Here is a 24051-nt window from a genome sequence, read left to right as displayed (position 1 = left end):
GCATAAGGTGCCCGCCGATGCGACCCTCCTCCCTCCGTATGACGCTCGCGCTGGTGGCCTGCCTGCTGGCGGGTACCGCCTCGGCCGCCGCCGGCAAGTGGACGAAGAAGGTCGAGTCCGGCAAGGACCTCTACGCCACGCTCAAGACGAGCCAGGGCGACATCATCGTCCGCCTCTTCTCCAAGGACGCCCCCAAGACGGTGGCCAACTTCGTGGGCCTGGCCTCGGGTGAGAAGGAGTGGAGGGACCCGCAGTCCGGAAAGATGTCGAAGAAGCCGATGTACGACGGCACGGTGTTCCACCGGGTCATCCCCGACTTCATGATTCAGGGCGGAGACCCGACGGGCACCGGCATGGGTGACCCGGGCTACCGCTTCGAGGACGAGTTCAAGAGCGAGCGGGGCTTCAACAAGGTCGGCCTGCTGGCCATGGCCAACGCGGGCCCCAACACCAACGGCAGCCAGTTCTTCATCACCACCACCACGCCCACGTACCTGAACAACAAGCACACCATCTTCGGCGAGGTGGTGCAGGGCTACGACGTGGTGACGAAGATTGGCGGCGTGGCCCGGGACAACCGGGACCGACCTCAGACGCCGGTGGTCATCAACCGGGTGGTGCTGAGCGACAAGGCGCCTGCGGGCGTCGCGGCTCCGGCCCCGGGCTCGGCAATGGGTGGCAGGGAGTCGGCCACGGCGCCGAAGAAGGCTTCGCCGAAGAAGGTTCCAGAGACGGCTCCGGTGCCGGCTCCGGGCGCGACGCCGGCCTCGCCGGCGCCGTGAGCCCCCGGTAGGTGGGGCAGAGGACCTGACACGGGCCCGTCCATCCGGTCGGGCCCCCAGCGCAGACGGGAGGGCAGCATGGGAATGATGGACGAGGCCCAGGCGGGCAAGGACCTGTACGCCACCTTCGACACCACGCAGGGGCAGATTGTCGTGCGCCTGTTCGCGAAGGACGCGCCGAAGACGGTGACCAGCTTCGTGGGCCTGGCGACGGGCGAGCTGGAGTTCGCGGACCCCCAGTCCGGCGAGAAGACGAAGAAGCCGTTCTACGACGGCGTCATCTTCCACCGCGTGATTCCGGGCTTCATGGTTCAAGCCGGCGACCCCACGGGCACTGGCCGCGGTGGCCCGGGCTTCAACGTCCCGGACGAGTACCAGAGCGGTCGCACCTTCGACAAAGTGGGCCTGCTGGCCACGGCCAACATCGGCCGCCCCAACACCAACGGCAGCCAGTTCTTCATCACCACGTCCAAGCCGACGTACCTCAACAACAAGCACACCATCTTCGGTGAGGTGGTAAGCGGCTACGACGTGGTGGAGAAGATCGCCAACGCGCCGCGCGACGGGAGCGACCGCCCGCGCCAGGACGTGCGCATCAACAAGCTGACCATTTCGACGACCCAGCCGTAGGCCGCCCGCCTGCCGCCCGTCCGTGCTGAAACGCCGGGCGGCGGGCTGTTATAGGGCGCTGTAAGACGTTCCCCCTTCGGGGCTCCCCCTTTCGGGGACTCCCAGATCACCTTCGAAGCAATGGCCTCCCCCAATCCACACCGCAGCGGCTTCGCCGCGCTCATCGGGCGCCCCAACGTGGGCAAGAGCACGCTGCTCAATGCGCTGACGGGCGAGAAGCTCGCCATCGTCTCGCCCAAGCCCCAGACGACTCGCAACCGCATCCTCGGCGTGGTGACGCGCCCGGAGGGGCAGGTGGCGTTCCTCGACACGCCGGGCATCCACCAGGCCAAGGGCGAGCTCAACCGCTACATGGTCGAAACCGCCCTGAGCGCGGCCGAGGAGGTGGACCTAGTCCTCTTCCTCATCGAGCCGCCCGCGGGCGAGAAGCTCGACGTGAGCCCGGGCAACCGCACCATCCTCGAGCGGCTGCAGAAGCTGGGCAAGCCCACCTTCCTCGTCATCAACAAGATCGACACCGTCCCCAAGGCGCTGCTGCTGCCGCTCATCGAGCTGTACCGCAACCAGTTCCCCTTCGCGGAGGTGGTGCCCATCTCCGCGCGCGAGAAGGACGGGGTGGAGCGGCTCTTCCACACGGTGCTGGGCCACCTGCCGGAAGGGGAGAACGTCTTCGACGAGGACATGCTGACGGACCAGCAGGAGCGCATGCTGGTGGCCGAGTACATTCGCGAGCAGGTGCTGCGGCACTGCCGCCAGGAACTCCCCTATTCCACCGCGGTGCTGGTGGACATCTTCGACGAGTCCGAGCGGGAGCCCCGGCCGGGCACTCCGCCGAACCAGCTGGGCGGGCTCATCCGCATCGCGGCCTCCATCTACGTGGAGCGCGACAGCCAGAAGGCCATCATCATTGGCAAGCAGGGGCAGATGCTGAAGACCATTGGCACGGACGCCCGCAAGTCCGTGCAACGCCTGCTGGGCGCGCACGTGTACCTGGACCTCCGGGTACGCGTGGAGCCGCGCTGGAGCGAGCGCCCCGAAGGCCTCAAGAAGCTGGGATACGACTGAGATGAAGCCCCTGGTTGCAATTGTCGGACGCCCCAACGTGGGCAAGAGCACGCTGTTCAACCGCCTCGTCGGCAAGCGCCTCGCGCTCGTCGAGGACATGCCCGGTGTGACGAGGGATCGCCACTACCACGACGCTGAGTGGGAGGGCCGCACCTTCACCTTCATCGACACCGGCGGCTTCGTCCCCGGCGACAAGGACTCGCTGCTCCAGCAGGTGCGCGAGCAGGCCCAGCTCGCGGTGGAGGAGTGCGACGTCATCATCTTCGTCGTCGATGCGCGAGAGGGCATCACTCCCGCCGACGACGCGGTGGCGAAGTACCTGCGCAAGAGCGGCAAGCCGGTGGTGGTGGCCGCCAACAAGCTGGACAACACCACCGGGCAGATGCAGTCGCTGGCCGCCGAGTTCTACAAGCTGGGCCTGGGCGAGGTGCAGCCCATGTCCGCCGAGCACGGCCTGGGCGTGCCGGGCCTCTTCGACGAGGTGGTGGCGAAGCTGCCCCCGAAGTCGGAGGACGAGGACGCCGAGGCCCCGCCGGACGACGGCGTCATCCGCGTGTCCATCATCGGCCGGCCCAACGTGGGCAAGAGCACCCTGGTCAACTCCATCCTCAAGCAGAAGCGGGTGGTGGCCAGCGAGATTCCGGGCACCACCCGGGATCCGGTGGACTCGCCGCTGACCTACAAAGGCCACCAGCTCATCCTCACGGACACCGCGGGCATCCGGCGCAAGAAGACGATTGCGCACCGGGTGGAGCAGTTCTCGGTCATCAACGCGCTGAAGGCGATGGAGCGCAGCGACGTGGCGGTCCTGCTGATGGACGCCACGGAGGTCGCCGTGGACCAGGACGCGAAGCTGGCGGGCCTGTCCGAGGAGCGCGGACGGGCGCTGGTCATCGTCGTCAACAAGTGGGACCTGGTGGGCGCGGACGAGCGCCGGCAGGAGACCTTCCGAGAGACGCTCAAGTACTCGCTCAAGTTCGTGGGCTACGCGCCCATCCTCTTCACCTCGGCCCTGACGGGCTCGAAGGTGGAGAAGGTGGTGGACGTGGCGGTGGAGCTGGCCCAGCAGTTCCGCTTCCGGGCGCCCACCCCCCAGCTCAACCGGCTGCTGGAGCACATGGTGGACAACCACCCGGCGCCCATCGTCCGGGGCAAGCCCCTGCGCCTGTACTACATCTCCCAGGTGACCACGGCGCCGCCGACCTTCGCGATTACGACGAACCATCCCGAAGGCGTCCCGGACATGTACAAGCGGTACATCACCAATCAGCTCCGCAAGACGTTCGACCTGAGGGTCCCCATCCGCATCTTCTTCCGGGCCCGGCCCGGCCAGGCGAAGCGCGAGGCCCGCAAGAAGCCGCATCTCCAGGGGAAAAACTGAGGCGTCTGCGCGTTGACACTCGCGGCGCGCGCTCCATACAGTGCGCCGCTCTTTCACCCTCTGACAGGGTAGAGCACCGTAGCGACATTAGAGAGGTTGCCAGACGTGGCCGGAACCAAGACCGAGAAGATTCGCCAGAAGGAGCTTCGCGCGCCGGACACCTTCCAGAAGGTCGGTGTCGAGGCCAGTGACTGGCTGGCTCAGCGGCAGAAGTTGATCGGCATCGCCGCGGGCGTGCTGATCCTCGGCGGCCTGGGCGTGGGCATCGCCAACGAGGTGTCCAAGAGTGGCGAGGAGAAGGCCTCCCAGGCGCTCGGCCAGGCGCTCACCGTCCTGGAGCGGCCCGTCGAGGGTGTGGAGCCCGCGCAGCCGGGTGACACCCAGACTCCGTTCAAGACTGTCCAGGAGCGGGACGAGGCGCTGGTGACGTCCCTCACGGACTTCCGCAAGGAGCACGGCGGGACGCGCTCCGCGACGACGGCGGCGCTGACGCTGGGCAAGGCCCAGTTCCGGCTCGGCAAGTTCCCGGAGGCGCAGGCGGCCTTCGCGGACTTCCTCAAGACCGCCCCCGAGAACGAGCCGCTCCGCGCGGGCGCGCTGGAGGGCGAGGGCTACGCCCTGGAGGCCCAGCAGAAGTACGACGAGGCCATCAAGTCCTTCGACCAGATGGACAAGGCCGGCGGCGGCGAGTTCCTGCCCGGCATGGGCGCGTACCACAAGGGCCGCATGCTCATCCTCCAGGACAAGAAGGAGGAGGCGGCGCAGGTCCTCTCGAAGGTCTCCACCGACCACCCGAACACCGCGGCGGCGCGGCTGTCCAGCGAGCGGCTGGCGGTGCTTGCCTCCGAGGGCGTGAAGGTTCCCGCTCCGGCGCAGCCGGCGGCGGCCACGGGTCAGGACGCGGGGTAGCACGGACTCTATGAAGAAGCGGCCTTTGAGCTGGAAGCGTTGGCTGGGTGGCGCCGCGGTCGCGGGGCTTCTGGTGGGCTGCAGCGCGGCACCGTACTACACGAACCCGGAGCTGCCCCGGCCCCCCTCCCACCCACCGGTGGACTACTTCTCGGTGGAGTGGTGGGCGCCGTTGGCCCCGCCCACGCGGCTGGAGTTCGCGCCGCGTGAGGTGGCGACTCCGGCCTATGACCCGGACAACAAGCACGTCATCGCGCTCACGCGGGACGGCTATGCCCGCGCCGTGGGTCCGGACGGCAAGGTGAAGTGGTCCTTCCGCACGCCGCTCCGCTTCAACGCGGGCGCGCGGGTGAGCGAGGGCGTCGTCTATGTCCCCGGTGGCGACGGCGTGCTGTACGCGCTGGACTCGGCCACCGGCGACGTGAAGTGGAAGTACGCGGCGGGCGAGTCGCTGGCGACGGTGCCGGTGCTGGCGGACGGCCTGGTGCTGGTGGCCTCGGAGAGCGACACGCTGTACGCGGTGAAGGCCGCGGACGGCGTGTGGGCCTGGCAGTACCGCAGGGATCCTCCGTCGGGCTTCACCATCCGGGGCGCCTCCACACCGCTGGTCCACGAGGGCACCGCCTACGTCGGGTTCTCCGACGGCTTCGTCGTGGCGCTGAGCATCTCCGACGGGAGCGCCACCTGGGAGAAGTCGCTGTCCGGGGCCGGCACCGAGTTCCTGGACGTGGACGCCCAGCCGGTGATGAACGAGGCCGGCCAGCTGTTCGTGGCCTCGTACAAGAGCGGCATCTTCGCCCTGGAAGCGGACACGGGCGACATGGTGTGGAACACCACCGTGGGCGGCATGACGTCGCTGCTCGCCCGGGGGCAGCTGCTCTTCGCTTCCGGTGACGGCCGGGTGGATGCCTACCTGGCCGACAGCGGGCGGCTCCTCTGGTCGCGCCCCCTGGGGGAACGGGCGGGGGCTGCTCCCGTGTTCGCCCAGGGAATGCTGCTCGTGCCCATCCAGCGCTCGCTGCTGTTCCTGGACCCGAAGACGGGCAAGTCTCGGGTGACGTGGAACCCGGGTGACGGCATCACCGCGACGCCGTACGTGGCGGGCTCACAGGTCTTCGTGCTGTCCAACAACGGCTGGTTGTACGCCCTGGACGTGAACGGGTTTCGCGGGTGACGGTGGCCGCGACCAGGACGGTCCGCGTCGTCGCGGCACTGATTCCGAGCCGCGAGGACGCCGAGCGGTTCCTGGTGCAGCAGCGGCTCCCCGGCGGAAGCCGGGCCCTGCTGTGGGAGTTCCCCGGCGGCAAGGTGGAGCCGGGGGAGACGGACGAAGCCGCGCTGGCCCGCGAGTGTCGCGAGGAGCTGGACGTGGAGCTCTCCGTCGGCCGGCGGCTGTGGGAGAACCGGCACACGTACCCGGACCTCACGGTGGAACTGGTGCTCTATGCCGCCCGGCTGGTGACGGGTGAGCCCAAGGCCCTGGGAGCGCACCAGCTGGCGTTCCAGACTCCGGCGGAGATGCAGGCCCTGCCGTTCTGCGAGGCGGACATCCCGCTGCTGAACGACCTGGTGGCGGGAAGGCTGGGCTCGCTCGATTGATGCTGCAGCGCACTTTCCAGCACATCCCCGGCGTGGGGCCCTGGAGGGAGAAGGACCTGTGGTCCCGGGGCATCCGGACCTGGGACGACTTCCCGGCGGCCGGAACCGGGGTGGCCATCAGCAGGAAGTCGGACGACGTCGCCCGCGCGCGCATCGCCGAGGCCCGTGACGCCCTGGCGCGCAAGGACCTGCGGAAGCTGGCCGAGCTGCTGCCGTCTCGGGAGCACTGGCGGCTGTACCCCGAGTTCCACGACGACGCGGTGTACTTCGACATCGAGACGGACGGGAAGGACGCGCAGGCGCCCACGGTGGTGAGCCTGTTCGACTCGGCCGGGCTGCACGTGTTCATCCAGGGCCGGAACATGGACGCACTGCCGGAGGCGATGGCGGAGCGGCGGCTGTGGGTGACGTTCAACGGCTCGTGCTTCGACGTGCCGGTGTTGCGGGACTACTTCGGGCCGGGGCGCTTCCCGGTGCCGGACGCGCACATCGACCTGCGCTTCGTGACGCGGCGGCTGGGCATTGGCGGCGGGCTGAAGGAAATCGAAGGGAAGATTGGCGCCGAGCGGCCGCAGCACCTGAAGGGCGTCCACGGGTACGACGCCGTGCTGCTGTGGCGGGCGTACCTGCGCCGTGGCGACGTGGAGGCGCTGCGGTTCCTCGTCGAGTACAACCTCTACGACTCCTTCCAGCTCCGGACGCTGATGGACGTGTCGTACAACCGCGGCGCGGACGACCTGAACCAGGACGTCCCCCGGCTGCCCGTGTTCGACCGCGGCGACGTGCTGTACGACGTGAGCAAGATCCTCCTGGACCTGGGGCCCACCGAGCGTGACTTGCAGACGCTCGCGAGGGTGCGGGCCATGGAGCAGGACTCCTGAAGAGGCCTGGGACGCGGCCCCCGGGCTGGCGTCAGCCGGGCCAGAGCGCGGGAATCGAGTAGGGCGCCCAGAGGTCCTTCCAGGGGCGCGCCTGTTCGAGCTGGTACGCCAGGCCGAACAGCAGCGTGTCGGCGCCGGGGGCCGCGGCGAAGTGCATGCCGATGGGGAGCCCGTCCTCCGGGAAGTGAAGGGGCACGGACATCCCGGGGCAGCCGGCGATGTTGTGGATCGGCGTGTAGCCGACGGTGCGCGCGGTGCGACGGATCAGCTCCTCACGTCCGAGAATCGGCGAGAGGTGCCCGAGGCGCCACTGCTCGGTGGCCATGGTCGGGGTGAGCACCACGTCGTAGCCTCGGGTCGCCTCGAGATAGACGTGCACCGCTTGAGCGAAGGCCGCGCGAGACCGGGGCAGCGCGTCGGGCCCCTGCGCGAGGAAGTCCTCCACCAGGGCCCAGGTGAAGGGCTCGAGCTCGTCGCCCTGCACGGGCAGGTCGCGAGACCGGTCCACCGTCTCGACGATGCCAGCGATGGCCGCGCCCGCGACGAGGAAGAACGCGTGGGCAAGCGAGGGACCGTCGAAGGCAGGCGGTGCGATGGGCTCGACGCTGTGGCCGAGAGCCAGGAGCAGCGCCACCGCCTCATCGTAGGCACGGCGCACCGGGGGCTCCGGCTCCATGCCCATCATCGTTCGCGTCCAGGTCGCGATGCGCAGCTTGCGGTTGATGGGATCGCGCACGAAGCCGATGGGACGGCCTCCCGAGCGGTCCTCGGTCAGGGAAAGGAACAGCGCGCTGTCACGCACCGAGCGGCTGATGCAGTGGTCGCTCGTCATGTCCCCGAAGTCCGAGCCGCCGAAGCTCGCCGGCACGGTGAGCCCCCGGCTCGGCTTGAAGCCGAAGAGACCGCACGCCGAGGCGGGGATGCGGATGGAACCGCCGCCGTCGTTGGCATGCGCGAGCGGGACGAGCCCTGCGGCGACAGCCGCCGCGCTGCCTCCGGACGAGCCCGTGGCCGAGACCGAGAGGTTCCACGGGTTGTGTGTGACGCCTTCGAGCAGCGTCTCGGTGCTACCGAGCAGACCGAACTCGGACGTCGCGCTCTTTCCAACGCACACGAGCCCCGCCTCTTCGAGCCGCCTGCCGTATGGCGTCTGCTGCCGGGCGACGTTGGCCGAGAACAGCCGCGAGCCCATCGACCAACGCAGCCCGGGCCACGCGGTGGCGTCCTTGACCAGGAACGGCACCCCGGAGAACGGCCCCGGGTTTGCCGGATGGGAGCGCTCGCGATCGACTGTGACCACCGCACGCAACAGTGGGTTCAACGCATCGATGCGCGCATGGCACGCGTCGAGCAGTTCGTCCGCAGAGATCTCGCCCCGGGAACACAGCTCCGCCTGCGCCATGCCGTCGAGGCGGGCGAGTGACGCCAGGTCCTTCATTCGCAGCCCCTGTCTGAAATGGCGCCGCGGGGGGCGTGATTGCCGTCGCGCTCAAGGCTTCGCTGCATGCAGGGCGTCATGACGGGGTAGGGGACGAGGGCATCACTTGCCCCTGACGAACTGGAAGTCCCACTCCGGTTCGGCGCTCCGACTGGCGCTGGCCTTGCCGTGCGCAATGCGGACCTCGAAGGCCGCGAGGCCATCCGTGGATGGCTGGAGCTCGGCCCGGAAGGCGTACTGTTTCTGGTCGATGCCCCAGATGTAGCCGCGCAGGTGGAACCGCTCGGGGTCCTCCGCGAGGCATTCCTGGAAGATGAGGCCGTCGAACCAGCGCCCCTGTTGGGGCCACTGGGCGTCAGTCGACAGCAGCTCGGCGATCCACTGTTCCAGGGAGTCCGCGAGCGTTCTCTCCGCGGCATCCCGTGCCGCCAGGTCCGCGCCACGCGAAGCCTCCCTCCAGGACCGTGCGGAGTTTGCGACCTGGACCTCGAGGCTCATTCCGTTCGTCATGGGTGTGCCTCCTTCACGGGGGCCGGAGGGGCCCAGACTCCCGCCGCGAGCCCATCCCGAGCCCCGGTGCCAGTGGCCCTCGTTGTAGTCCGGAACCCCGTCGGCGGCCGAGGACGTCCGGCCGCGGTGGATGAGCTGTCAGCTGACCCGGGTTGATGGTGTGAAGTGCCCGCCATCCCGAGTCCATGCCGGTGGAATGCGCCAGGGTGCCGTTTGTAGGTTCTGGGGTCCACAACGGAGGAACGCATGAGCGACCCGATGAACCCGACGCCCGCAGGTGCCTCGCCGACGCCTCCCTCAGAGCCTCCGCGTGGCTCCCGGGCGAAGACGCTGGCCGTCGTCCTGGGATTGGGAGGCCTGGCCCTGGTGGCGACGTACTTCGGCGTCATGCGGCAGAACCGTCCTCCGGAGGTGGCCAGCACACCCACGGTAGACGCGGGGCCCGCCGTGCCGCCTCCCGCGCCGGAGGTCTCGCTGCCGGAGAGCGACGGTCGGGTGCGAGACCTGACGAGCAGGCTCTCGAGCGAGCCGGAGTTCGCGAAGTGGCTGCAGGAGAAGGACCTGGTCCGCCGCTTCACGGCGGCGGTGAACAACGTCGCCGAGGGGGCAAGCCCGCGAATGGTCCTGGGGTTCCTGGCGCCGGCCGGGGGCTTCGAGGTGACGGGGTCCGGTGGGAAGACGCAGATCGACCCTCGGAGCTACGCACGCTACGACGTGGTGGCACGGGTGTTCGGGTCGCTGGATGCGCAGGCCGCCGGCAGCGTGTACCGCGAACTGAAGTCGCTCATCGACCAGGCCCACCGGGAGATTGCGCCGCCGGGGCAGCCCTTCGACAGGACCTTCAGCCAGGCCATCGGGCATCTGCTGGAGGTTTCCGTGCCGGAAGGAGCCGTGGAGGTCCAGCCGCAGGGCGCGCTGTACGCGTACGTCTCGCCGGAGCTGGAGGGGCTGAGCCGGGCTCAGAAGCACCTGCTGCGGATGGGGCCGCAGAACATGCGGACCATCCAGGCCAAGCTCCGTGAACTGCAGAGCTCACTGGGGCTGCCTCCCGTGGCGGAGCGCTGATCGTCTCCACGGGGCCCGACGGGATGAAGGCCTGGGATGGCCAGAAGGGCGCTCAGGACATTTCCCCCAGCACGGGGCCAAAGAACATTCGCGGCCCCGGAGGCGAAAGAACATTCAATCCCGGGAAAGAACATTCAATCCCGGGAAAGAACATTCTTTTTGGTCCGAAAGGGCGCAAAAGAACATTCTCGTAGGCTACTTGCGTTTCTTCTTCTTGGCCGGCGCAGGCGGCGGAGCCGGCTTTTCCTTCTCGCCAGCAACCTGGAACGTGGCCCGGAGCTCTTCGACGTCGCGGCCCAGGGTATCGGTGAAGGCCGAGCCGGTCTGGGCGTCGACGACCAGGGTGTATTCGAAGCCGGTCCTGAGGGGCTGAGGCAGGTTGATGCGGTACACGAGCCCGGCGTCGGATTCCTCGACGTCATCGTCGGAGACCATGGCGCGCTCGGCTTCGTCGAAGAGGCGGACGCGGTAGTTCCGGAGGCCCAGGGAGTTGCGAAGCTCGAGCGTCGAGGTTGCCTCGATCATCGGCTTTTCATCCGGCGCCAGTGAGATCTCGGCCAGGCCGGCATCGGGGGCCTGGTAGCCCAACGAGAACCGCGCGGGCGGAGGCGCCGCGGGGGCCTGGACGGCCTCGGGGGTGCCGGCATCAGCGGTCGCCGACTGCTTGTCGGGGCAGCCGCTCAGCACCAGGGCGCCACAGCAGGTGACTGCGGCGAGTCCAACTCGAAGGAGACGCATGGGGCGGCCACGGTATGCGCCTGACGGGGCTCCCGGAAGCACGGAGTGCCGTGCAGGCAGGCGAGCCTCAGGCGAAGTGCCGGATGTGGAACACGGCGAGACTCGCGGGCGACATGGACCGAACGCCGCGAGCCCGGTTGGCCGGTCCTGGCCAGCTTGGGAGCGGCCCGGAAACGGGGCGCAGCAGGCCCAATCGTCCCCCGGCCTCCTTCTGCCAGAACGTCCGATAACATGCGTTATGTAAACTAAGCGGCTAAGCGGATCCGAACCTCTTGGGCCAGATTGCGGACCTGTCCCCGCCACGGACTCGATTCCGGCGACACTCGGGCCCCCACCCAGCACCGAGTCACGAGCTCCCGCCATGAGCCTCCTCGACAACCTCGCCGCGGACGTCCGCTTCGCGCTCCGGACCCTTCGCCGAGCCCCGGGCTTCGTCTCCGTCGCCGTGCTGTGTCTGGCGCTCGGCATCGGAGCCAACGCCATCATCTTCAGCGTGGTCTACGGCGTGCTCCTGCGGCCCCTTCCGTACGCAGCCCCCGAGCGCCTGGTCACCCCGTTCGAGGTCCGCTCCCAGGGTTCCGGAGGCCCCGTTTCCTGGCCCACGTTTCACGCCTGGAAGGAACTCATCCCGGCCTTCCAGCACCTCGCCGCGTTCATCGAAGGCGGCGCCACGCTCCAGGCCCCTGACGCCACCGCCGAGCACCTCGAAGTCACCCGTGGCACCGCCGAATTCTTCGCCGTGTACGGCGTCCCCCCGTTGCTCGGCCGGACCTTTGTCTCCACCGACGACCAGCCCGGCCAGCAGCCCGTCACGGTCCTGAGTGAGTCCCTCTGGCGGCGCCGCTTCGGCGCGGATCGGGCGGTCCTCGGCCGCACGGTAACGCTCGACAGCACTCCGCACACGGTGGTCGGAGTCATGCCGGCGTCCTTTGACGCGGACACGGACCTCTGGCTCCCCCTGGTGCCACCGCCTGACGCCAGCACCCGGGCTCGCGGCTTCGTCCTTTTGCTCCGGGCGCGACTCGCCCCTGGCGTATCCCTCGAAGCCGCGGACGCCCAGCTCAAGGCCGTGGCCGCCCAGGTCGGCGCGACCCAATCCCAGGAGCCTCGGAGCGCCCGGCTCATCCCGCTCACGGAAGGTCCGACCCAGGCCTGGCGCGCGCCGCTCCAGGTCCTCCTCGGGGCCGTCGCGCTGGTGCTCCTCATCGCCTGCACCAACGTCGCGAACCTCCTCCTGGCCCGGGCCGGCGCACGTCGCCAGGAGCTGGCGATCCGGGTGGCGCTCGGTGCCGGCCGGGGCCGCGTCATCCAGCAACTCCTCGTCGAGAGCCTCCTCCTGGCGCTCCTCGGAGGCGCCCTCGGAATGCTGATTGCGCGCTGGGGCCTGGATGCCCTGCTGGCCCTCTCGCCGGACACCCTGCCGCGCCGCGAGTCCATCGCGCTCGACGGCACGTCCTTCCTGTTCCTCACGCTGCTGACGGTCACCAGCGGTCTCGGCTTCGGGCTGCTCCCAGCGCTTCAGCTCTCGCGGCTCGATGTCCGTGGCGGCCTTGCCGCGGCCGGAACCCACGGTGGTGCCATGGGGCCAGGGCGCCGGCTCCGGAGCGCCCTGGTCATCGCGGAAATCGCCCTGTCCCTCATCCTCCTCGTGGGCGCGGGTCTGCTCGGGCGCGGCTTCCTGCACCTGCTGGGAACGTCCCCCGGGTTCCGAGCCGAGCACGTCCTCACGCTGCACCTGGGCATCCCCAAGGAGCGCTTCTTCACGGACGGTGGCTTGGACCCGGACCTGCCGCGCCGGCTGCTCGCGCCCATCCTGGACGAAGTCCGCGCGCTCCCCGGAGTCAGCGCCGCGGGAATGACGTCGGTCCTCCCCATCCAGCGTGCCTGGAACAACGCCCGCTACACCGTGGATGGCGAGCCGCCCCCCGCGCCCGGTGACGAGCCCCGGGCGGAGCGCCGGGCCACCAGCCCCGGCTACTTCGCCACCCTCGGGATTCCACTGCTCCAGGGGCGCGACTTCACCCCCCGGGACGCCGACCCGGGCCAGCCCGGCACCGTCATCATCAACGAGTCCCTGGCCCGCCGGCACTTCCAGGACGCCAGCCCCCTGGGCCGCCGGCTGGAGCTGGGCGGCGGCGCGGCCACCATCATCGGCATCGTGGGCGACGTCCGGCAGGCGGGCCTGGACCGGGAGCCCCTCGCCGAGTTCCACGTCCCTTACGGCCGGCCCTGGGGCGACGACAGCCTCGTCCTCGTCGTCCGCACGGCGGTGGACCCCGAGTCCCTTGTCCCCGGCATCCGCGAGGCCGTGCGCTGGGTGGACGGCACCCTGCCTGTCTTCCGGGCGCAGACGTTGGAGCAGGTCATCGCGAAGTCACTCGGCCTGCGACGCCTGGTGCTGGGCCTCCTCGGAGGCTTCGCCGTCCTGGCCCTCTTCCTCTCCGCAAGCGGCCTGTACGGCGTCATCTCGCTCCTGGTGACCCAGCGCACGCGGGAGCTCGGCATCCGCATGGCGCTCGGCGCGCGGGCCGGAGACGTGCTCCGGCTCGTCCTGGGTCAGGGCGCGGCGCTCACCGCCGTGGGAATCACCGTGGGCCTCGTGGGCGCGCTCGTGTTGACCCGGGTGCTGGAAAGCCAGCTGTACGGCGTCACCGCCCGGGACCCGCTGACCTTCGCGGGCGTGGCGCTGCTGCTCGCGGGGGTCGCGCTCCTGGCCTGCTGGCTCCCCGCGCGTCGGGCCACGCGAGTGACTCCGATGCAGGCCCTCCGCGGCGACTAGCCAGCGCCTGGCCCCACACCTGCTCCCTCAGGTGCGGTCGAGGTCGGCCCGAAGGGCTGGTGGACCTAGCGGGCGCGGTGCGCCAGTGCCTTCTCGTAGGCAGCCTGCAGCTCGCCGAACACCGAGTGCGCTGGACGCGGCGCTCCGAGATGCAGGTGGCGCAGTTCGTCCATGAAGGCGTTCCAAAGCGGAGCGCCGCCCTTTTCCAGCAGCTCTGCGCGCACGGACAGTTCCTTGCTCGGGCGCGTATGCCGGCAGCCCCAGGCGCCCATGTGCGCGAGTAGCGGCACGAGCTGGATGGCCGCTTCCGTGAGGCTGTAGATCCCTTTCTGCCGGTGTTTCGAATCGGGGCGTCGCGTCAGCAGGCCGGACGCGGTCAGGCGCTTCAGCCGGTTTGCGAGGATGTTCGAGGCGACGCCTTCCTCGCTCTGCGCGAGCAGCTCGCCGTAGCTGCGCCTGTTCCCGAACATGACGTCGCGGATGACGATGAGGCTCCAGCGGTCGCCGAGCTGTTCGAGCGTCAGATTGATCGGGCAGCCGGATCGCCCTGTCTGCGGCATGGCCATTCTCCCGAGACTGCTACTTGCAATACGAAAGTGGTAGCTCCAGGTCCAGACTGATTGCAAACTGCAAGTGGTCAGAACCAGGAGTCCACATCATGCCGCTCGTGCTCTACGGTCACCCCTTCTCCTCGTACACGCAGAAAGTCCTCATCGCGCTGTACGAGAATGGCACACCCTTCGAGTTTCGCTGCCTTGGGCCGGATACGCCGCAGCACCTGGCCGAGTGGCTGCGGCGCTGGCCGCTGAGCAAGTTCCCGCTGCTGGTGGACGGCGAGCGCAACATCGTCGAGACCAGCATCATCATCGAGTACCTCCAGCTCGTGCATCCCGGGCCCGTGGACCTGCTGCCCGCGGACCCGATGGCCGCTTTGGACGTGCGCTTTCTCGACCGCTTCTTCGACCTGCACGTCATGAGCCCGGTGCAGCATGCGGTAGCCGAGGCGCTGACGGGTGATCCGGTGAAGCGCCAGGAAGGACTGGCCCTGGCTGCGAAGAAGCTGGAGCTCGCCTACGCCTGGCTCGAAGGGCAGCTCGCCGGCAGGACCTGGGCCGCCGCTGGCGCGGACTTCACGCTGGCGGACTGCGCGGCCGCGCCCTCGCTGTTCTACGCGGACTGGACGCACCGGATTTCCGAGGCTTTTCCCGTGCTGCGCGCCTACCGCGCGCGGTTGCTTGCGCGCCCGTCCTTCGCCCGCGCGGTGGAGGAAGCGCGGTACTTCCGGCCGAACTTTCCCCTGGGCGCGCCGGACCGGGATTGAGTCCGCTCCCGGGCACACGACGCGCCGCACCAGCCAGCCCCGCCAGGTCCTCTTCCGGACGCTCGCCGACCCGCTCCGGAACGGCGAAATGCGACTTTTCAGGTCGGGGTTCGTTGTCTCTTTTCGGGCCCGGAATTCGCGCTGGATCCGGGCAATTACCGAGGGCAACCCGACGTACCGCATCACGCGGTGGCAGGAATCGAAAGCCCGGTCGCCTGTTCCGACCGCCGGGGAATAATTCCCGGCTTTTTGCCTGCTTGACCCAGGCAGTGGCATCCCGCAGAACGCGGCATCCCATGGCCCTGGAAAGGACCTGTTCATGAAGCGATTGTTCGTGATTGCCACCCTCCTCGGCGCGGCGCCTGCCCTGGCCGACGAGGGCATGTGGACCTACAACAACTTCCCCTCCGCCAAGGTGAAGGAGAAGTACGGCTTCGAGCCCACGCAGCAGTGGCTGGACAAGGTGCGCCTGTCCTCGGCGCGGCTCGCGGGTGGCTGCTCGGCGAGCTTCGTGTCGCCGGACGGCCTGGTGATGACCAACCACCACTGCGCGCGCGGCTGCATCGAGCAGCTCTCCACGGCGAAGAAGGACTACATCGCCAACGGCTTCTACGCGAAGACGCAGGCCGAGGAGACGCAGTGCCCGGCCATGGAGATCAACCAGCTGGAGAGCATCACCGACGTCACCGAGACGCTGAACAAGGCCACCCAGGGCATGTCCGGCAAGCAGTACGCCGATACCCTCAAGGCGAAGATGTCCGAGCTGGAGCAGGCCTGTTCCGCGGGCGACGCCAAGGTGCGCTGTGACCTTGTCACCCTGTACCAGGGCGGCAAGTACAACCTGTACAAGTACCGCCGCTTCCAGGACGTGCGCCTGGTGATGGCTCCCGAGCACGCCATCGCCTTCTTCGGCGGCGACCCGGACAACTTCGAGTTCCCCCGCTACGACCTGGACGTGACGTTCCTGCGCATCTACCAGGACGGCAAGCCGGCCAGCACCAAGGACAACTACTTCAAGTGGTCCGAGCACGGCGCCAAGGAGGGTGAGCTCACCTTCGTGTCCGGCAACCCCGGCCGCACCTCGCGCGGGCTGACCATCGCCGAGCTGGAGCTGCAGCGCGACGTCGCGCTGCCGAAGACGCTCATGTTCCTGTCCGAGCTGCGCGGCATGGTGACGGAGTTCCAGAAGCGCGGCCCCGAGCAGAAGCGCACCTCCAACAACATGCTGTTCGGCGTGGAGAACGGCCTCAAGGCCAGCAAGGGCCGCCACGAGGCGCTGCTGGACAAGAAGTTCTTCGCGCAGAAGGTCGCCGCGGAGCAGGACCTTCGCAAGAAGGTCGAGGCCAACCCGGAGATGAAGAAGAAGTACGGCGCGGCCTGGGACGAGATCGCCAAGGCCCAGGAGCAGTTCGTCAACATCCGCAAGGAGCTGGCCTTCATGGAGAACAACCAGGGCCTGTCCTCCTCGACGTTCAACCTTGCCCGCACGCTGGTGCGCGCCTCGGAGGAGCTGCCCAAGGAGAACGGCCAGCGCCTGCGCGAGTTCAGCCAGGCCGGCCTGCCTGCCCTCAAGGCCCAGCTGTTCAGCCCGGCCCCCATCTACCCGGAGCTGGAGATTGCCCGCCTCACCTTCAGCCTCACCAAGATGCGCGAGGAGCTGGGCGCGGATCACCCGTTCGTGAAGAAGGTGCTCGGCAAGGACTCCCCGGAGAAGCTGGCCGCCCGCGTGGTCAAGGGCTCCAAGCTGCGTGACGTGAAGGTGCGCCAGGCCCTCTTCGACGGTGGCAAGGCCGCCGTGGACGCCTCCAAGGACCCGATGATCGAGCTGGCCCGCGTGGTGGACCCGGACGCCCGCGCGGTCCGCAAGAACTACGAGGAGAACATCGAGGCCGTCGTCCGCAAGAACAGCGAGCTCATCGCCAAGGCCAAGTTCGAGGTCTACGGCACCAACCAGTACCCGGACGCCACCTTCAGCCCCCGCGTGTCCTACGGCTCGGTGAAGGGCTACATGGAGGACGGCAAGAAGGTGGAGCCCATCACCCAGCTGGCCGGCACCTTCGAGCGTCACACCGGTGAGGACCCGTTCGCCCTGCCCAAGTCCTGGCTGAAGGCCCAGAACATTCTCGACGGCAAGACGGGCATGAACTTCGTCACCACCAACGACATCATCGGCGGCAACTCCGGCTCGCCGATGATCAACCAGCAGGGTGAGGTCGTCGGCTTGGTGTTCGACGGCAACATCCAGTCGCTCGGTGGCGAGTACGGCTTCGACGAGAGCGTGAACCGCACGGTGGCCGTGCACAGCGACGCCATCATCGAGTCGCTGCAGAAGATCTACGGCGCCACCCGCGTCCTCGAGGAGCTGCGCCCGGGTAGCACCAAGGTGCCGCCCGTGAAGACCAAGCCGGCGGGGTGAGGACTCCCCGCGGATAGGGGCCAGGGCTTCGCGCCCGGCCCCTGAAGCACGAAGAGGCTGCCCGGTTCGCTCCGGGCAGCCTCTTTGCTTTCGTGCGCCCTTCTGGCGCGGGCCTGCCCCCGGTGGCCGGGGGCGAAGCCTCAGGCGAGCGCCCTGCCCCCAGTCAACCGGGAGCGGCGCCCTCCCCGCTCACTCCCACTCAATCGTGGCGGGCGGCTTGGAGGAGATGTCGTAGACGACGCGGTTGATGCCGCGCACCTCGTTGGTGATGCGCGTGGAGATGCGCTCCAGGAGGGGGAACGGCAGCCGGGCCCAGTCCGCCGTCATGCCGTCCACGCTGGTGACGGCGCGGAGCACGCAGGTGGACTCGTAGGTGCGCTCGTCGCCCATGACGCCCACGCTCTGCACGGGGAGCAGCACGGCGAAGGCCTGCCAGATCTCCTTGTAGAGGCCCGCGTTGCGGATCTCCTCCTGGACGATGGCGTCCGCGCGGCGCACCAGGTCCAGGCGGGCCTCCGTGACTTCGCCGAGCACTCGAATGGCCAGGCCCGGGCCGGGGAACGGCTGGCGGGACACCATCTCGTCCGGCAGCCCTAGCTCGCGGCCCAGGGCGCGGACCTCGTCCTTGAACAGCTCGCGCAGCGGCTCCACCAGCTTGAGCTTCATCGTCTCCGGCAGGCCGCCCACGTTGTGGTGGCTCTTGATGGTGACGGACGGGCCCTTGTACGAGACGGACTCGATGACGTCCGGGTAGAGCGTGCCCTGCGCCAGGAACCCGGCGTCCTGGATGTCGCGCGAGGCCTCCTCGAACACGGCGATGAACTCGCGGCCGATGATCTTCCGCTTCTTCTCCGGGTCCGTGACGCCGGCGAGCTTCTCCAGGAAGCGGGCCCGCGCGTCCACCGTCTTCAGCGGCACGTGGAAGCGGTCCACGAAGAGCGCCTCCACCTGGGCGCGCTCGCCCTGCCGCAGCACGCCGTTGTCCACGAAGATGCACTGCAGGCGCGGGCCGATGGCCCGGTGCAGCAGCAGCGCCGCCACGGAGCTGTCCACGCCGCCGGACAGCGCGCAGATGACCCGGCCGTGCTCACCCACCTGCCGGCGGATGGTCTCCACCGCCTCGTCGACGAAGCCCTTCATCGTCCATGAGCCCGTCACCTTGCACTCGTTGAAGAGGAAGGCGCGCAGCATCTCCTTGCCCCGCGGCGAGTGGACCACCTCCGGGTGGAACTGGAGGCCGTACCAGGGCTTGGTCGCATGGGCGGTGGCCGCGAAGGGCGAGTTTCCGCTGCGGCCGATGGACTCGAAGCCCGGGGGCAGCTCGTCCACCCGGTCTCCATGGCTCATCCACACCTGGACGCGGTCGCCCGGGTTGAACTCGGCGAAGGGGCCTCGGCGGGCGAGCACCTCGACCTCCGCGTTGCCGAACTCCCGGTGCGCGCCCCGGTCGATGCGTCCGCCCAGCAGCTTGGCGATGAGCTGGAGGCCGTAGCAGATGCCCAGCACGGGCACGTCCGCCTCGAAGACGAAGGGATCACAGCGCGGGGAGTCAGGCGCTTCCACGGACGCCGGCCCTCCGGAAAGGATGATGCCGCGCGGGGCGAAGCGTCGGATGTCCGCCGCCGGGAGGTCCGGGCGGTGGATCTCGCAATACACCCCCAACTCCCGGACGCGCCGGGCGATGAGCTGGGTGTACTGACTCCCGAAATCGAGGATCAGGATCTTCTCGGCGTGCAGGTCCACCGGGGGTCTCCAAGGGGCGGCGTTGACGGCTGGGGGCCCTTATCGCTACAAACTTCGGGAAATCAACGCCCAAGTACCTTCAATTGTTCGAGGTCTGGATGCTCCGCCGCCTGTCCGCCCCTACTGCTGCAACCCTTCTCCTACTGTCCGCCACTGGATGCGTGAAGGAGATCACCTCGGACGAGCGGCTGGACCGCGAGACCCAGAACCTGGCGGTGAAGGACACGCCCGGTGCCGCCGAGCTCCAGAAGCTGACCTGTGACGACACCACCGATGCGCTCGGAAAGGCGCGCAACGTGAACCGGCCGGAGACGGACCGGCTGGTGGACTACATCGAGCTGTACTCCTCGCTCCGCAAGCGCACCGCCACCTTCGAGGAGGCGATGAACCGCAACCCGGACCTGAGCTACCGCGAGGGCAGCCAGCAGATCGTCAACGCCAAGGACACGTGCGTGCAGCAGACCGCCGACATCCGCGTGGAGTTCGAGACCTACATCCGCGAGCTGGTGGAAGTGCCCACCGTCCAGGAAATCAAGGGCGGCAACACCGTCACCATCGCCCGGCTCGACTTCAACACCCTGCGCCAGGCGATTGAGACGCTGGAGCCGGACGACAAGGACTCGCTGCTCAACCGCGTGGCCAACGCGGAGAAGAAGGTCGCCCCCGCGTCCGCGCCTCCGTCCGAGGAGCCGCCGGCCGGGGGCAAGAAGCGGGGGAAGTAGTCCCCGCCCTGCCGCCGTAGCGCCCAGGGGCCCCGCCGCGAGGCGTGGGCCCCTTTCCATGCGGAGTTACTCGACGCGGTAGTTCGGGGCCTCTTCGGTGATGATCACGTCGTGCACGTGGCTCTCCTTGAGCCCGGCCGAGGTGATCCGCACGAAGGTGGCCTGGGTGCGCAGCGCGTCGATGGAGCCGCAGCCCACGTACCCCATGCCGCTGCGGATGCCGCCCAGCATCTGGTGCACGTTCATGCCCAGCGTGCCCTTGTACGGGACGCGGCCTTCGATGCCCTCGGGCACCAGCTTCACCGCCTCCACGTCGGACTGGAAGTAGCGGTCCTTCGCGCCCTGCTTCATGGCGCCCATGCTGCCCATGCCGCGGTAGCTCTTGTAGCTGCGGCCCTGGTACAGGATGACGTCGCCGGGAGCCTCCTCGGTGCCCGCGAAGAGCGAGCCGATCATCACCGTGCTGGCACCCGCGGCGAGCGCCTTGACGATGTCGCCCGAGTACTTGATGCCGCCGTCGGAGATGATGGGGATGCCGTGCTTCTCCGCCTCGCGGACGCAGTCATCCACCGCGGTAATCTGGGGCACGCCCACGCCGGCCACCACGCGGGTGGTGCAGATGGAGCCGGGGCCGATGCCCACCTTCACCGCGTCCACGCCGGCCGAGATGAGCGCGTGGGTGCCCTCGGCCGTCGCCACGTTGCCGGCGATGAGGTCGAAGCCGTGGAAGTTCTTCCGCGTGTCACGCACCCCGTCCACGACGCCGCGCGAGTGGCCGTGCGCCGTGTCCACGACGATGACGTCCACGCCGGCCTTGATGAGCGCGTCGAGCCGGGCCTCGCGGTCCGCGGACACGCCCACGGCGGCGGCGCACAGCAGGCGCCCCTTGCCGTCCTTGGCCGCGTTCGGGTTCGTCCGGCGCTTCTCGATGTCCTTGATGGTGATGAGGCCCTTGAGCTCGAACGCCTCGTTGACGATGAGGAGCTTCTCGATGCGGTGCTCGTGCAGCAGCTTCTGGGCGTCTTCCTGGGTGATGCCCTCGCGGCCGGTGACGAGCTTGCGCGTCATCATCGACTCCACCTTCTGGGTGAAGTTGGTCTCGAAGCGCACGTCGCGGCTGGTGACGATGCCGACGAGGCGGCTGCCCTTCACCACGGGGATGCCGGACACGCCGTGCTGGCGCATCAGCTCCACCGCGCGGCCCAGCGGGGCCTCGGGGTCGATGGTGACGGGGTCCACCACCATGCCGCTCTCGAACTTCTTGACCTTGAGGACCTCGAGCGCCTGCTGCTCGGGCGTCATGTTCTTGTGGATGACGCCAATCCCCCCCTCCTGGGCCATGGCGATGGCGGTCCGGGACTCCGTGACTGTGTCCATGGCGGCGGACAGCAGGGGGATGTTGAGCCGGATGTTGCGGGTCAACCGGGTCGTCAGGTCGACATCCTTGGGGACGACCGAGCTCTCGGCGGGCACCAGCAAGACGTCGTCGAAGGTGAGGGCGAGCCGGATATCGGGGTTCAGCATGAGCGGCGCTCCCGGGGCATGAGGTACCCGCCGGGCACCAGCGCCTGCGGGTGCGGTTCCATACGAGGTACGCTGTCGGGGCGCAACGGAGAAGGGCCGTCTTTTTGACGCCCGTTCCCTCGGAGTTCGGGCGATAATCCCGAGCGCTTTCCCTCTCACGTCTCAGGATCCGGGCTTTGGCGGAATCGAATCAGGGTGCGGTCGGGCTGGTCGTGAAGCTGCCCTTCGCGACACCCGAGGAGTTCCTGGCGAAGTACGGCGCCAACGTCACCCGTGGTGGCATCTACCTGCGCGCCCGCGCGGTGAAGCCGCCCGGTACCGCCGTCAATCTGGACCTCCGGTTGGCGAGCGGGGAGCGGCTCATCTACGCCTCCGCGGTCGTCCATTTCGTCACCGGGCAGGGCGGCCAGGGCGTCATGGGCATGGGCCTGCGCTTCCTGAACGTGGATCCGCAGACGCGCCGGTTCCTGGACTCCGCGGTCGTCACCCTGCCCCACGCCCAGTCGGACGTCCCGCCCGTCCCCAATGGCGTCGGGGCTGCGGACTACACCGTCCCACCTCAGGGTGGAATCCCGCTCCAGACGCTCGCGGCCCCTACCCCGGCCGCCGTGCCGGCAGGCGCAGCTCAGCCTGGTGAGTCCGCGGCGTCCGCCCCGGCGGCGCCGGTGATGATGACGGACGCCGCGCTGGACCTGAGCACGGAGGAGCCCAAGCGCGCGGGGCTCATCATCGGCATCGACCTGGGGACGACGAACTCGTGCGCGGCGTATGTGCGCAACGGGCGGCCCGGCGTGCTGCCCAGCCGCGAGGGCCACAACACGGTGCCCTCCATCATCGCCGTCAACACGCGCGGCAAGCTGGTGGTGGGCCACCCCGCCAAGGGGCAGATGCTCACCAACCCCCGGCAGACGGTGTACGGCGCCAAGCGGCTGGTGGGCCGGGCCTACGTGTCGCAGGTGGTGGAAAACATCAAGGACCGGTTCCACTACGAGATCAGCCCCGGGGCGAACGGCGACGCCGGGGTGAAGCTGGGAGAGCGCGTCTACACGCTCCAGCAGATCTCCGCGCTCATCCTCCGCGAGGTGCGCGAGGTGGCGCAGAACCAGCTCGGGCAGCAGGTGTCGCGCGCGGTGATTACCGTCCCGGCCTACTACAACGACAACCAGCGTCACGCGGTGCGCGAGGCCGGGAAGCTGGCCGGTCTGTACGTGGAGCGCATCCTCAACGAGCCCACCGCGGCGGCGCTGGCGTACGGCTACGGCCGCAAGCTGAACCAGCGCGTGCTGGTGTACGACCTGGGCGGCGGCACCTTCGACGCGTCCGTGCTGGAGCTGAACGACAACGTCTACGAGGTCATCTCCACCGGCGGTGACACGTTCCTCGGCGGGCTCGACTTCGACAACGCCATCGTCGCGTACCTCCTGGAGGAGTTCCAGAAGAAGACGGGCCGGCCCTTCCAGGGCGACCGCGTGGCCATGCAGCGCATCAACGACGCGGCGGAGCGCGCCAAGTGCGCGCTGTCCGAGCGCACGGAGATGCGGGTGCACGTGGCCTTCGTGACGATGATCGACGACAAGCCGTATGACCTCGACGTCACGCTGACGCGGCAGAAGCTCATCGAGCTGACCGAGGGGCTCGTGGACCGCACGGTGCAGGTCTGCGAGGAGGTGCTCAAGGCGAAGGGGCTGGGGCCGAAGGACGTGGACGAGGTCATCCTCGTCGGTGGGCAGAGCCGCTTCCCGCTGGTGCACGAGAAGATTACGAAGTTCTTCGGCAAGCCGCCCAGCAAGGGCGTGCACCCGGACGAGGCGGTGGCCCTGGGCGCGGCGCTGCTGGCGCACAGCCTGGGACAGCTCGAGGGCGTGGTGCTCATCGACGTGCTGCCCATGGCCATTGGCGTGGGGCTGCCGGGTGGGCGCTTCAAGCCGGTGCTGGACCGCAACACCTCGCTGCCTTCGACGAAGAGCTACACCCTGGCCACGCACCGCGACGGGCAGACGGAGCTGGAGCTGACGGTGTTCCAGGGGGACTCGGACAAGGCGGCGGAGAACGAGTACCTGGGGACGCTGAAGCTCGCGGGGCTGCCGAAGCGGCCGCGCGGCGGCGTGCAGGTGGCCGTCACCTTCGAGGTGAACAACGAGTCGCTGCTGAAGGTGACGGCGCGCGAGTCCTCCTCCGGCCGCGAGGTGACGAGCACCTTCAGCACGCGCGACACGCCGGAGGCCGTGAAGGCGAAGCTGTCGCAGCTCGAAGTGGAGGGCGCGCAGGCACCGGGGACGCATGCCGGCGCGACGGCCACGGGTCCCGCTTCACCCATGAAGGCGCCCGCGAACAATGGGCCCGCACCCACGGCGCCCGTCGCCGCGCCGAAACACACGCCCGTACGGGGAACCACCCAGGCACCGCTGCCCGCACCTGCCGTGCCCGCGGTTGCTACAGCGCCGAAACAAAAGGGTTTCATGGGCTGGCTCAAGGGACTGTTCGGACGAGCCTGAGCCTGCTCGGCGGCTCACTTGTTTCACTCTCCGTGCTCTGTGTAAATCCAGAG

The 24051-nt window shown here is 68.9% G+C and carries 20 protein-coding genes; 14 read left to right on the top strand and 6 right to left on the bottom strand.

The window, feature by feature from the left end:
- Positions 1-17 precede the first annotated feature (17 nt).
- From G4D85_RS43105 to G4D85_RS43070, 8 genes are all read left to right on the top strand, one after another.
- Complete coding sequence (locus tag G4D85_RS43105) at positions 18-782, top strand: peptidylprolyl isomerase (protein WP_164020117.1); 765 nt, start codon at positions 18-20, stop codon at positions 780-782.
- 78 nt (positions 783-860) lie between these two features.
- On the top strand, positions 861-1412 hold the full coding sequence (locus tag G4D85_RS43100) for a peptidylprolyl isomerase (RefSeq protein ID WP_164020116.1): 552 nt from the start codon (positions 861-863) through the stop codon (positions 1410-1412).
- Between the two features lie 120 nt (positions 1413-1532).
- Positions 1533-2477: a GTPase Era gene (gene era / locus G4D85_RS43095; RefSeq protein WP_164020115.1), complete on the top strand. Its 945-nt coding sequence runs from the start codon at positions 1533-1535 to the stop codon at positions 2475-2477.
- A 1-nt stretch (position 2478) separates the two neighbouring features.
- Entirely contained in the window at positions 2479-3858 is a 1380-nt protein-coding gene (gene der / locus G4D85_RS43090; protein WP_164020114.1) for a ribosome biogenesis GTPase Der, read from the top strand.
- Positions 3859-3963: 105 nt separating this feature from the next.
- The gene (locus tag G4D85_RS43085; RefSeq protein ID WP_164020113.1) at positions 3964-4767 is read left to right on the top strand and encodes a tetratricopeptide repeat protein; all 804 of its coding nucleotides are present in this window, start codon (positions 3964-3966) and stop codon (positions 4765-4767) included.
- A gap of 25 nt (positions 4768-4792) precedes the next feature.
- Positions 4793-5941, top strand: a complete 1149-nt coding sequence (locus G4D85_RS43080; protein ID WP_476705376.1) for an outer membrane protein assembly factor BamB family protein — start codon at positions 4793-4795, stop codon at positions 5939-5941.
- Positions 5938-6366 (top strand): (deoxy)nucleoside triphosphate pyrophosphohydrolase, encoded by a 429-nt coding sequence (locus tag G4D85_RS43075; protein WP_164020111.1) that lies wholly within the window; start codon positions 5938-5940, stop codon positions 6364-6366. Before G4D85_RS43080 ends, G4D85_RS43075 begins: the two co-directional genes overlap by 4 nt.
- Entirely contained in the window at positions 6366-7247 is an 882-nt protein-coding gene (locus tag G4D85_RS43070) for a ribonuclease H-like domain-containing protein (protein ID WP_164020110.1), read from the top strand. The genes G4D85_RS43075 and G4D85_RS43070 overlap by 1 nt, the downstream gene beginning before the upstream one ends.
- A 31-nt stretch (positions 7248-7278) precedes the next feature.
- Here G4D85_RS43070 and G4D85_RS43065 read toward each other — a convergent pair whose 3' ends face one another.
- Both G4D85_RS43065 and G4D85_RS43060 read right to left on the bottom strand, forming a co-directional pair.
- Positions 7279-8649 carry an amidase gene (locus G4D85_RS43065; RefSeq protein ID WP_240359842.1) on the bottom strand — a complete coding sequence of 457 codons (1371 nt, stop codon included), beginning with the start codon at positions 8647-8649 and terminating at the stop codon, positions 7279-7281.
- A 138-nt stretch (positions 8650-8787) separates the two neighbouring features.
- Positions 8788-9195: a hypothetical protein gene (locus tag G4D85_RS43060; protein WP_164020109.1), complete on the bottom strand. Its 408-nt coding sequence runs from the start codon at positions 9193-9195 to the stop codon at positions 8788-8790.
- 246 nt (positions 9196-9441) lie between these two features.
- Here G4D85_RS43060 and G4D85_RS43055 point away from each other — a divergent pair, with 246 nt between their 5' ends.
- Positions 9442-10260, top strand: a complete 819-nt coding sequence (locus G4D85_RS43055) for a DUF3014 domain-containing protein (protein WP_164020108.1) — start codon at positions 9442-9444, stop codon at positions 10258-10260.
- Positions 10261-10455: 195 nt separating this feature from the next.
- On the opposite strand, the gene G4D85_RS43050 is transcribed toward G4D85_RS43055, so the two are convergent.
- A complete protein-coding gene (locus G4D85_RS43050; RefSeq protein WP_164020107.1) occupies positions 10456-10998 on the bottom strand; it encodes a hypothetical protein in 543 nt (180 codons plus the stop codon).
- A 361-nt stretch (positions 10999-11359) separates the two neighbouring features.
- Between G4D85_RS43050 and G4D85_RS43045 the strand changes: the two genes are divergently transcribed.
- Positions 11360-13777: an ABC transporter permease gene (locus G4D85_RS43045; protein WP_164020106.1), complete on the top strand. Its 2418-nt coding sequence runs from the start codon at positions 11360-11362 to the stop codon at positions 13775-13777.
- A gap of 65 nt (positions 13778-13842) precedes the next feature.
- Here the strand turns inward: G4D85_RS43045 and G4D85_RS43040 are convergent, their stop codons facing one another.
- Entirely contained in the window at positions 13843-14343 is a 501-nt protein-coding gene (locus G4D85_RS43040; RefSeq protein WP_164020105.1) for a winged helix-turn-helix transcriptional regulator, read from the bottom strand.
- Positions 14344-14435: 92 nt separating this feature from the next.
- Here G4D85_RS43040 and G4D85_RS43035 point away from each other — a divergent pair, with 92 nt between their 5' ends.
- Both G4D85_RS43035 and G4D85_RS43030 read left to right on the top strand, forming a co-directional pair.
- Entirely contained in the window at positions 14436-15098 is a 663-nt protein-coding gene (locus G4D85_RS43035) for a glutathione S-transferase family protein (protein ID WP_164020104.1), read from the top strand.
- Between the two features lie 319 nt (positions 15099-15417).
- Positions 15418-17514 (top strand): S46 family peptidase, encoded by a 2097-nt coding sequence (locus tag G4D85_RS43030; protein WP_164020103.1) that lies wholly within the window; start codon positions 15418-15420, stop codon positions 17512-17514.
- A 189-nt stretch (positions 17515-17703) separates the two neighbouring features.
- Here the strand turns inward: G4D85_RS43030 and guaA are convergent, their stop codons facing one another.
- On the bottom strand, positions 17704-19257 hold the full coding sequence (guaA, locus tag G4D85_RS43025) for a glutamine-hydrolyzing GMP synthase (protein WP_164020102.1): 1554 nt from the start codon (positions 19255-19257) through the stop codon (positions 17704-17706).
- An 83-nt stretch (positions 19258-19340) separates the two neighbouring features.
- Here guaA and G4D85_RS43020 point away from each other — a divergent pair, with 83 nt between their 5' ends.
- Positions 19341-19979, top strand: a complete 639-nt coding sequence (locus G4D85_RS43020) for a hypothetical protein (protein ID WP_164020101.1) — start codon at positions 19341-19343, stop codon at positions 19977-19979.
- Between the two features lie 66 nt (positions 19980-20045).
- Here G4D85_RS43020 and guaB read toward each other — a convergent pair whose 3' ends face one another.
- Entirely contained in the window at positions 20046-21503 is a 1458-nt protein-coding gene (guaB, locus tag G4D85_RS43015) for an IMP dehydrogenase (RefSeq protein ID WP_164020100.1), read from the bottom strand.
- A gap of 176 nt (positions 21504-21679) precedes the next feature.
- On the opposite strand from guaB, the gene G4D85_RS43010 reads away from it, so the two are divergent.
- Entirely contained in the window at positions 21680-23998 is a 2319-nt protein-coding gene (locus G4D85_RS43010) for a TIGR02266 family protein (RefSeq protein ID WP_164020099.1), read from the top strand.
- Positions 23999-24051: the final 53 nt, after the last annotated feature.

The organism is Pyxidicoccus trucidator, from assembly GCF_010894435.1.
Classification (GTDB): Bacteria; Myxococcota; Myxococcia; order Myxococcales; family Myxococcaceae; genus Myxococcus; species Myxococcus trucidator.
The sequence above is the reverse complement of the archived record's forward strand: the minus strand, read 5'-3'. Positions and strand labels throughout refer to the sequence as shown.

Bases quoted from the DNA above. Each gene is read 5' to 3' on its own strand.
- der (WP_164020114.1), top strand. From the start codon at position 2,479: ATGAAGCCCCTGGTTGCAATTGTCGGACGCCCCAACGTGGGCAAGAGC.
- G4D85_RS43055 (WP_164020108.1), top strand. From the start codon at position 9,442: ATGAGCGACCCGATGAACCCGACGCCCGCAGGTGCCTCGCCGACGCCT.
- era (WP_164020115.1), top strand. From the start codon at position 1,533: ATGGCCTCCCCCAATCCACACCGCAGCGGCTTCGCCGCGCTCATCGGG.
- G4D85_RS43065 (WP_240359842.1), bottom strand. From the start codon at position 8,649: ATGGCGCAGGCGGAGCTGTGTTCCCGGGGCGAGATCTCTGCGGACGAA.
- G4D85_RS43070 (WP_164020110.1), top strand. From the start codon at position 6,366: ATGCTGCAGCGCACTTTCCAGCACATCCCCGGCGTGGGGCCCTGGAGG.
- G4D85_RS43100 (WP_164020116.1), top strand. From the start codon at position 861: ATGGGAATGATGGACGAGGCCCAGGCGGGCAAGGACCTGTACGCCACC.
- G4D85_RS43035 (WP_164020104.1), top strand. From the start codon at position 14,436: ATGCCGCTCGTGCTCTACGGTCACCCCTTCTCCTCGTACACGCAGAAA.
- G4D85_RS43050 (WP_164020107.1), bottom strand. From the start codon at position 10,998: ATGCGTCTCCTTCGAGTTGGACTCGCCGCAGTCACCTGCTGTGGCGCC.
- G4D85_RS43105 (WP_164020117.1), top strand. From the start codon at position 18: ATGCGACCCTCCTCCCTCCGTATGACGCTCGCGCTGGTGGCCTGCCTG.
- guaB (WP_164020100.1), bottom strand. From the start codon at position 21,503: ATGCTGAACCCCGATATCCGGCTCGCCCTCACCTTCGACGACGTCTTG.
- G4D85_RS43060 (WP_164020109.1), bottom strand. From the start codon at position 9,195: ATGACGAACGGAATGAGCCTCGAGGTCCAGGTCGCAAACTCCGCACGG.
- G4D85_RS43040 (WP_164020105.1), bottom strand. From the start codon at position 14,343: ATGGCCATGCCGCAGACAGGGCGATCCGGCTGCCCGATCAATCTGACG.
- G4D85_RS43045 (WP_164020106.1), top strand. From the start codon at position 11,360: ATGAGCCTCCTCGACAACCTCGCCGCGGACGTCCGCTTCGCGCTCCGG.
- G4D85_RS43030 (WP_164020103.1), top strand. From the start codon at position 15,418: ATGAAGCGATTGTTCGTGATTGCCACCCTCCTCGGCGCGGCGCCTGCC.